Source organism: Enterobacter cloacae complex sp. IR5384 (genome assembly GCF_049237265.1).
Lineage (GTDB): Bacteria > Pseudomonadota > Gammaproteobacteria > Enterobacterales > Enterobacteriaceae > Enterobacter > Enterobacter cloacae.
This window is the reverse complement of the sequence record NZ_JBMKHJ010000024.1, coordinates 69,779-78,962: the sequence shown is the minus strand read 5'-3', so window position 1 is coordinate 78,962 and position 9,184 is coordinate 69,779. Positions and strand designations below refer to the sequence as shown.

7 protein-coding genes and 1 pseudogene are annotated in these 9,184 nt (G+C 38.9%); all 8 read right to left on the bottom strand.

The genetic code is table 11. The features are described from left to right. Positions 1 to 107: 107 nt before the first annotated feature. A pseudogene (locus ACOTX3_RS18050) lies at positions 108 to 545 on the bottom strand (relaxase/mobilization nuclease domain-containing protein); the annotation flags it as partial. Then, positions 542 to 946, bottom strand: a complete 405-nt coding sequence (locus tag ACOTX3_RS18045) for a hypothetical protein (RefSeq protein ID WP_031275125.1) — start codon at positions 944 to 946, stop codon at positions 542 to 544. The gene ACOTX3_RS18045 and the pseudogene ACOTX3_RS18050, both read right to left, overlap by 4 nt. 177 nt (positions 947 to 1,123) lie before the next feature. Beyond that, positions 1,124 to 2,068: an ankyrin repeat domain-containing protein gene (locus ACOTX3_RS18040; RefSeq protein ID WP_001062023.1), complete on the bottom strand. Its 945-nt coding sequence runs from the start codon at positions 2,066 to 2,068 to the stop codon at positions 1,124 to 1,126. Between the two features lie 15 nt (positions 2,069 to 2,083). Continuing rightward, positions 2,084 to 2,524, bottom strand: coding sequence for a hypothetical protein (locus tag ACOTX3_RS18035; RefSeq protein WP_001044498.1), 441 nt, complete (start codon positions 2,522 to 2,524; stop codon positions 2,084 to 2,086). A 355-nt stretch (positions 2,525 to 2,879) separates the two neighbouring features. Beyond that, complete coding sequence (locus ACOTX3_RS18030; protein ID WP_421631629.1) at positions 2,880 to 3,866, bottom strand: ankyrin repeat domain-containing protein; 987 nt, start codon at positions 3,864 to 3,866, stop codon at positions 2,880 to 2,882. 430 nt (positions 3,867 to 4,296) lie between these two features. After that, positions 4,297 to 5,268: a Kiwa anti-phage protein KwaB-like domain-containing protein gene (locus ACOTX3_RS18025; protein WP_021241920.1), complete on the bottom strand. Its 972-nt coding sequence runs from the start codon at positions 5,266 to 5,268 to the stop codon at positions 4,297 to 4,299. Between the two features lie 10 nt (positions 5,269 to 5,278). Next, the gene (kwaA, locus tag ACOTX3_RS18020; RefSeq protein ID WP_021241921.1) at positions 5,279 to 5,872 is read right to left on the bottom strand and encodes an anti-phage protein KwaA; all 594 of its coding nucleotides are present in this window, start codon (positions 5,870 to 5,872) and stop codon (positions 5,279 to 5,281) included. 51 nt (positions 5,873 to 5,923) lie between these two features. Then, positions 5,924 to 9,163, bottom strand: coding sequence for a type I restriction endonuclease subunit R (locus ACOTX3_RS18015; RefSeq protein ID WP_421631628.1), 3,240 nt, complete (start codon positions 9,161 to 9,163; stop codon positions 5,924 to 5,926). Between the last annotated feature and the right edge of the window lie 21 nt (positions 9,164 to 9,184).

Sequence of the window (9,184 nt, the reverse complement as noted above, 5' to 3'; positions counted from 1 at the left end):
TGCTTCAGTTTTAAACTCTTCAGGATAACGCTTACCGCTCATGGGCACCTCTCTTTAAGTCATCTTAAATGACTCTGAGGTGTCTGTTAAACGCGTGGCGATTCATTCTCCAGCTCGCTGATAATCCGGGTACTGATAAGATTTTCATTTTTCCCAAGGTACAGCTTCCCACCGACCATGTTAATTCTGTTAGCTATTATATGGATATGCTGCCCGTCCGAATCATCGTGCATGATATAGCAGCGAAGATGGGTTTCAGTGAATCCCATCCGGGTCATATAATCGTCAGCGAATGCCGCCCATTGTCTGACTGACAGTGTTTCTCCCTTTGGCAGGCGAAGCGAATTATGCCAGACAGGTTTGGCGACACCGGGGCGCAGTAGTCTTGTGCCTTCAAATTCACTGATAAGTTCAGCAGCAGTGCTTCCCGTCATGTTGCCACCGATAATATAAGGCGTGATTTTGTGGTGAGATCCTGACTTAAGGCTATAGAGAACCACACCTGCAAACTGTTTACCCCGCTTTATTTTCTGCATGCCTTTCACTGGTCTTGCTCCAGAAAGGTTGATGGAATAAGGTGATCCCTGAGAGTTTTGATTTGTCTGCGCAGGGCGAAGAGTTCTGTACGGGTCAGTTCGCTGTCAGGGCTTTTGCTGTCGAGATGATTCAGCAGGCGGTTTAAATCCTGTGAAAGGTTGCCGAGTTTAATCCATGCTTCACGATTGATTTCAGGTAACACCGGTGGGAGTTTGTTGAGGGATGCCATTCTTAGCCATTCCCCTTTTTTATAAGGGCCTCTTTTACTATCGAGAATAGATAATTCTTCTTCGTTTAACCGAACGCTGACGCAGTGAGTTCGAACTTCATTAGGTGTATATTTTGCTGTATGGAATTTACCTCTTCTTGAGCTTCTTGATAGATCTTCTTTACTTTCATTTTTATGCATATCTAACCTTTTTTAAAATGTGTTCATGATCTACAGTTAGCGCATTGGTAAAATAAGTCAAGGCAGTGTCGAAATTTATAAATAAGATAGGTGGAGCAGATTGCTAATTAGGTAATCTGCTCTGGGTGAAAATAGGGTTCATATTAAATTCATTATGACAGTGAGGAGGGGTGGAGGTTACAATCTACGTTTTACTGGCATTAAAGAGATTGTTTGTTTCATAATTTCGCTAAGTTTCTTTCTCTCATGTTCTGCTATATATTTACAAATCTCATCATGTCGAATATGCTGTTCCAGTTGTTTTTTATCTATTTTGATGTCATTGCGGATAAACCATTTAATGGTTTCAATGTCCCCGCGTAAATCATAACCTCGCAGTACAATATGGCGAAAATGTGTGTTGCTGATATCTGTCTTCTTCTTTAGTTCACTGAAGAAAGAGCTCATTTCATTTTCATTGGCACTTAGATAAACCTGGCAGTTATCAGAGATAGTAAAGTTAAGGTTTTTCTTCTGAAGCAAATCCATTATCTGCAGACTTTCGCTGTTGAGGTAGTTGAAAATTACTGGACTGCTATCCTTCATACTAATATGACGAATGAGCATTTTGGCTTTGAAATCGCCTAATGAATAGCAAATTTCAAAAATACCGTGACCCTGGTTATCTCTGTGGTTTATATCGCAACCGGCCTGAACCATCAAATCAAAGATAGAGTGATTTTTTACGTAAAAAAGTATTGTTCTTCCGCATTTATCCACATTGTTGACATTAATTCCAGCATTGATCAGGGTTTTGCAACAGGATATATTATCAGCTAACGAGCATAAACAGGTTTGGCCGAGACCATTTTTGTGGTGTATATCTACGCCGGAATCAATCAATTTTTTCAGTATGTGAGGATTTCGCTGGTTAAACAAAACATTGTGACCATAGTTGTCAGCATGGTTAAAATCTATTCCTGCTTTAACCAGAGTGTCAATCATTCTTGGGTTTTTACAGTAAAACAGTATATTTCTTCCAAACGAATCCAGTGTATTAATATCGGAGCCTGCATTAATGCAAGCCTGAATGTCTTTTGGAGTTTTACAAGAGAGTAATGCATTTATTGCGTTGTTATTCATAATTTTTCTCCTCTGTTAAGCGACTAATCTGATATAGTTGTCATGGTTGGTTTTATATTCCTTTATTTTTTTAATGTCTTCGTAAATTCGAGCGAGTGAAAACCATGAGATCTCTTTCAACATGTTTTTGTTGCTTACATACAAAATGTTACCACCGCGAAATGAAAAAGCATTATGGAATGTACTTTCATTCGTCGTTTTGAGAAATCGAATGAAATTTTTTATTGTCTCTTTTTTATTCATGTTATAAGAGGTGAATGTATAGATAGAGAATACGGTTAAAATATTTCTCTTCGAGACCATATGTCTTGAGAAATAATCGAAATAAAATCTTTGCTCCTGAGTGTCACTTTTGCAGAAAAAAGAAAATTGTGGATTATATAATCTATAAAGATCTGCGTTCTTTTTTGTTTTTGCGAGATAGTTAGTCAGGCTTGGATAGTTTGTTTTATTCATTTTAGTTCTCCTTTATTTAATTAACAAAGGAAATATATATTATTAAATAAACAAAATGCAAATATATTTTTATATTTATTTAATTAAATAGATATATTTTTATTATATTTCATATAAGGTGTTGTTTTTCATTGTTAATTATTTTTATCAAAAAGTGCTGTGTTTTATTTGATTGATTTGGTTTGAGAGTAGTAATTGATATTGTATGAATTGGCGATGAGGGTGTTTTTAAAAATAAATTTCTCAAAGTGCTAAGGTGCAATGTGGGGCTTTGTATTAAATTAATGATGTTAGCGTCCCTTGGCTATCTAACTAAAGGTTAAAGCCAAGGGGAGAGTGTTCAGGCAGATTCAATTCATAATCTTTTTTTTGTAATTGCTTTACAGGTAACTGGTTGAATCGTTGTTGGTAAAACCTTTTGCTCTCTCTGTGATTTTTCCTGGAGGATTTCTTCATAGAAGTAGCGTTCTTTTAGTGATTCTATATCAACTTTTATATCATGACATATTAACCATTTAATTAGCAGTCTTCCTGCATAGTGAGTCAGTAGATATGTACTGTTTATGTAAAACCAAACATGACTAATGTCTGTCAGTTTCTTTAGTTGTAAAATTAATTTTTTAACGTCGGCATTTGTTGGTGTGATAATGCACTTATCACTTATCTGAAATTCATTTTTTTGCTTTATAAGTAACGACAACAGCTCAATTGATTTAAATGTAATGTTCGTGAATACAATTTTTGAACTGTCTTTAAGATGAATATTACGGATAAGAAAACGAATGTAGTTATCGTTTTTAGATTCCCAGTGAGTATATTTACCAGCTATGCTGTGGTTTTCTGACTGCCAGTAATCGAATGCTGTCTGCCCGCTTAAATTTTTATGATTAATGTCGCAACCAGCCTCAATGAGTGCATCGTATACATATCCTTCAAATGGAATGAAAAGAAAGGAGTTGCCATAGCTATCTTTGGTATGGATATCTAGTCCAGCTTTGATAAGATATTTTACTAACCCTGGTGAAACATCAATATGTTGAATCGCAAGGGTACCTGACTTATTCCGGTGGTTAACATTAATACCATTGCTGACAAGAAGTTCCACTGTTTCAACATTTTGAGCATAGAATAATGCATTATTACCGTCATTATCCAAGTGGTGAATGTCAATGTCAGCGTCAATCATTGCCTGTATAGCTTCAGGTACATTACAGGTAAAAAGAGCTGTTTGACCTTTTTCATTACAGGTATTTATATCCACGCCAGCCTTAAGGCAACGAAGGACACCATTTTTAGACTTTACACGGAATAGGTTATTTTTATTATTTTCGCTTGATATCATTGTTTATCTCCTTTTTTGTTGTTTTCAAGATATTAATGACACCAGATTTTACGGTATTCAAATTTATTTTTGTTTTATTAGGGGGGGATCTGATTTGGTTTGTTTGAGGTTATTCTTAACTTAATGGAACATAGGGACGTTAAGGTTATCCTATGTGATGTGGGTTAACCATTTTCACAAAAATATTTATCCATATTGGAACTGATCTGTATAAAGGAGATAATTAGAGGCTCAGATATTAATACTTTAGAGAGTAATGCTATAGGATATGGAAAAGATCATGTAATATAATGGTGATTATTAATGTTCTTCTTAATTTTGGAAATTAAATGAGTAGTGTTTTTTATGAGGTTTTTTGCTGTTGATAATGCTTATTAAAATTTGAAGAGCATCCTTTAAGTTATTCGGCTTGAGGATGCTCATTTAAAATTTAAGCAGCGGAGTCTTTTTCAACAGCCAGGAAGGGCGAGTTGTCGAGGGCAGCAAAAGAAGCTTCATTATTAAGTAGTCGGATAAAATATCTTTTTTGATCTTTCGTATTAAGGTTCACTAAGCCACCTGTCAGATCAATATTTCTCTGAAAAACAGGGAATTGCTGCATTACTTGTTGTATTTGAGGTATTGATACCCCCGTTTGTACTAAGCTTCCTTTCGAGACCATAGCAAGTCTACGCATAAATGCCCTGTCTTTATACATATCCTTGAAAATATCTAGCGGTGCTGGCATACCTTGTGTGTTAACAATTCCAAGACTGATTATCAATGGCGTTGAGTTGTTTGCAAGATTATCTATCACACTCTCTAACCCATACATTCTTTCAAGTAATTTAATATTTAATGCGTAATATTTATTCTGGAAGAAGAAAAAGTCAATAGTGTCATTTATATCAATACTATCATGAGTTATTTTATCTAAGGTTCTGCCATTTAAACTAAAAAAAGATTTTTTTGTTTTCTTATGTAGTGAAACAGGGTATTTGTGTTGGTAAATTACTACACTGTTCCCATTGCCATCACAAATATGGTAAATTACGGCTTTTACCGATGTAAGGCTTTGTGTAGTGAAATCAAACTGTGTTGCATTACCATTGACTCCGAAATTTAGCACATCGTTCATCTTCGTAAATTCAATAGGGAGGTGATTGATTGCTAAATGGTCATATTCGAAAACTTGTTTGTCTCGTTCCAGTAATGTTGACACAAGTGGGATTACTGCCTTACCTCTGTTAGGTTCAATGATATTATCCATTATACTTTTGGAAAATGAAGTGGTCAGATCTACTTCGGCATTAGGTTCAAGATTAACTTTAAATATATCTACAACACCTTGAGTATCAGCAACAAAAAAAGCTTCACCAGAGATTTTCTGTGATTGTAAAATATTTTCAATGTCAGTGAACATATTGTGATCTCTATATTATTTTAGCCAAATAAGTTTCATCGTCGATTTTTATATACTTTATACTATCTGTGCTTTTTAGAACACCACGGCATATAATTGTGCATTTTTTAACACCTCTATCATGAACATTAGCTTTGTATATTCTGAATCCGAGTATTGCAAGTGATGGATTTGAATAAAACCTATTTGTTTTTACGTATATCGCGCCGATGACAAATATCATCAATCCTAAATTTAATACAGTTCGTTTACTGTCGACATCAGTAAAAACTAAGGGCATTATATAAGTGGTTAAAAATTCTAAATGCTCATGATTTTCATTGCTAATGTCTGATACAGTACATGCAACAGACCAGCCCGAACCAAAACTATTTGCAAGAATTATTAAAATAATTGCACCGATAAAGATGAAAACCAAACTAACTATGAAAACGATATTTCTCACTCTCAATGACGAGATCGGAAAAGTAAAATTTTCAGTGAAAATATAGTCCCACACATTTTTTATCAAAACCTTATCGTAGGACATAATTAATAATGATAAAAATAAAAGCCACAGTGATAGTATATATAGTACTGTTTTAAGATATGGCCTGCTATCCATTAGCTTCTCCTGTATAACTTAAAATAGTTTATATGCTAAAAATTTAGGGAATCATTTTCCTAATTCTCCAGCTAAAAGTTCAGCCTGCTTCAAAATGGTCTCTGTGGCGAGCAAGGACATATCGGGTGGATAACCATATTTTTTGAGCAGACGTTTTACCACCACGCGAATTTTTGCTCTTGCTGCTTCTTTCACTGTCCAGTCAAGACTGACATTGTTGCGGATAGCCTCCGTAAGTACGACTGCCAGTTCTCGTAGTTTTTCCTTTTCCATTAACTCGCGAGCACTGTCGTTATCTGCAACAGCAGAATAGAAGGCATATTCATAAGCGCTGAGGTTTAACTGGGTGGCAAGGCTGTCAGATTCCTGGATAGTCTTGGCAAGCTTGATTAGCTCATCAATTACCTCCGCTGCGGTCAGTACCTTGTTCTGGTAGCCATTGATTGCAGAGGTCAGCATATCAATCAGTTTTTTGCCTTGGGTGATACTTTGATTCGAGCGAACCTTGATCTCGTCAGAAAGCAGTTTTTTAAGCGTTTCCAAAGCAATATTTCTGTGTTGGTAATCCTTCATTTCCTGAAGGAATTCTTCAGAAAGAACGGAAATATCAGGCTTTTGTATCCCAGCAGCGTCAAAAATATCAACAACTTTATCGGTAACCAGAGCCTGATCGATAGTCTGTTTTACCCGAACTTCGAGACTGTCATTGTGTTCTTCTTCTGATCCGTCTGAGTTTTCAGTAAATTTATTCAGTCTGGCTTTTACTGCCTGGAAGAATGCTACTTCGGGTGCCGCTTCCATTGCTTTATCGTGCGGTGTCGCCAATGCAAATGCCTGCGATAAGGCTGCAACCGCAGCCAGGAAACGCATTTTACCTTTACCGTTATCCAGCCCTAAAATATGGTTTTCTGATTCAAGAATAATTGTCAGGCGTTGTGAGGTAGTTGCGGCAAAGTAAGCTTTGTAATCGTATCCATGCATCATGCCTTCCAGGATTTCCAGCTTTTCCTGCATGAGCGTTACGGCTTCTTCCTGAACTTCGGCTGGATCACCACGTCCTCCGGCATCGGAGTAGAACGACAAGGCTTCTTTTAAATCAGAAGCAATACCCAGATAGTCAACCACTAGACCACCGATTTTGTCCTTGTACACGCGGTTGACACGGGCAATGGCCTGCATCAGGTTGTGGCCCTTCATCTGTTTGTCGATATACAGGGTATGCATACTTGGCGCATCAAAGCCGGTCAGCCACATATCACGCACTATCACCAGTTTCAGCTTGTCGTCGTCGTCTTTCATTCGGTTAGCCAGAACCTGACGTTCTTTTTTAGTGGTATGGTGTTTAGCGATTTCTGGCCCGTCAGCAGCGGAAGAGGTCATCACGACTTTAATCACGCCGTCATTTAAATCATCGCTATGCCATTCGGGTTTAAGTGCGACGATTTCCTTATACAATTCAGCGGCAATACGACGGGACATGGTAACAATCATGCCCTTGCCATGATCGGCATTGGACTTTAAGCGTTGTTCAAAGTGCTGGACCATATCCGCTGCAATGGCTTTAATGCGTTTTGAACTGCCAATCAGCCCTTCGATTCTGGCCCATTTAGAACGTTCTTTCTGGGTAAGTGTCAGCTCATCCTCGTTAAACTCATCGTCAAACTCTTCGATAAGCTGTCGACCCTCATCACTGATGGCAATTTTCGCCAGACGACTTTCATAGAAGATACGCACGGTTGCACCGTCTTCAACGGCCTGCGAAATATCGTAGATATCAACGTAGTTACCGAAAACAGCAGGGGTATTTACGTCCGTTTTTTCTATGGGGGTTCCGGTAAAGCCCAGATAGGTCGCATTGGGTAAGGCATCACGCATATATTTGGCAAAGCCATAAACGGTGCGCTTACCTGTTACGTTGCCTTCGCTGTCTTTCACGTCAACTTCTTTGGCGCTGAAACCGTACTGTGAGCGGTGGGCTTCATCAGCGATAACGACAATATTGGTTCTGTCTGACAGCAACTCAAAGATATTACTGCCATCATCAGGTTGAAATTTTTGAATAGTGGTAAACACCACACCACCAGACGCGACGCGCAAATATTCTTTGAGTTCTTCCCGGTTATCAGCCTGTTTAGGTGTCTGACGTAGTAGCTGTGTAGCAGAAGAAAACGTACCGAATAGCTGATCATCAAGGTCGTTACGGTCAGTGATCACAACCACGGTCGGATTATCCAGCGCCAGTACAATTTTCCCGGTATAAAACACCATCGAAAGCGATTTACCGGAACCTTGGGTATGCCAGACTACGCCCGCTTTGCGGTCCCCGGTTTTTTGCGCATTAACGAGATCTTTACTGTTACGCCCCTGCTGGCGTACTGCTACTTCGGCAGAGGGGGAGTCCGCATTCACCGCCGAGGCACGGATAGTGGAAAGTACCGCCGCATTGACAGCGTAGTATTGATGATAAGCCGCCATTTTTTTAACAGTACGGATACTGATAATCCCTTTGCTGTCTTCATGTTTGCTGGCCTCAAACACGATAAAGTGGCGGATCATATCCAGCAGTGTTACAGGATTAAGCAACCCCTGTAACAGGACTTCGAGCATTGGCTGGGTACTGGTGGCTTGCGTTTTGCCGTTTGATGTTTTCCATGTCATATAACGACTGAAATCGGCAGAAACCGTCCCCGCTTTGGCTTCCAGCCCGTCAGATATCACATTAAATGTATTGTAGGTAAACAGGCTGGGGATTTGGTTCTGATAGGTTTTAATCTGGTTATAAGCACCTGCAACCGTTGCATTTTCGTCAGCGGCATTTTTAAGTTCGATAACGACTAATGGCAGACCGTTGATGAACAAAATAAGATCCGGTCTACGGGTATGGTTGCCTTCTTTGATGGTGAGCTGATTAATGACCAGAAATTCATTATTCGTGGGATCGTTAAAGTCGATCAGGCAGGCCAGCTCTCCTTGTGTATTACCATCCTTACTGACTTCGATATTAATTCCTTCGGTCAACAGGCGATGAAAAGCCAGATTGTTTGCCATCAGGTCAGGTGTGCTGATCTGCATCACCTGTTTCAGGGCTTCCTCACACTTCTGTTCGCTAAGGTGCGGGTTCAGACGTTGCAGGGCAGTACGCACTTTATCTTCAAGGATAACCTGCTGATAGCTACGTAACGGATTGATGCCACTGGGTTCAATGTCCGGGCCGTAAACATACTCATAGCCCAGACCTTGCAGGTGCTCAATCGCCATTACTTCAATATCGGATTCGGTCATCTTTGCCATGCGTATTGTCCTTATTGCTTA

Excerpts from the sequence above, each read along its gene's own strand:
- ACOTX3_RS18045 (WP_031275125.1), bottom strand. The coding sequence starts at position 946 with ATGCATAAAAATGAAAGTAAAGAAGATCTATCAAGAAGCTCAAGAAGA.
- ACOTX3_RS18040 (WP_001062023.1), bottom strand. The coding sequence starts at position 2,068 with ATGAATAACAACGCAATAAATGCATTACTCTCTTGTAAAACTCCAAAA.
- ACOTX3_RS18035 (WP_001044498.1), bottom strand. The coding sequence starts at position 2,524 with ATGAATAAAACAAACTATCCAAGCCTGACTAACTATCTCGCAAAAACA.
- ACOTX3_RS18030 (WP_421631629.1), bottom strand. The coding sequence starts at position 3,866 with ATGATATCAAGCGAAAATAATAAAAATAACCTATTCCGTGTAAAGTCT.
- ACOTX3_RS18025 (WP_021241920.1), bottom strand. The coding sequence starts at position 5,268 with ATGTTCACTGACATTGAAAATATTTTACAATCACAGAAAATCTCTGGT.
- kwaA (WP_021241921.1), bottom strand. The coding sequence starts at position 5,872 with ATGGATAGCAGGCCATATCTTAAAACAGTACTATATATACTATCACTG.
- ACOTX3_RS18015 (WP_421631628.1), bottom strand. The coding sequence starts at position 9,163 with ATGGCAAAGATGACCGAATCCGATATTGAAGTAATGGCGATTGAGCAC.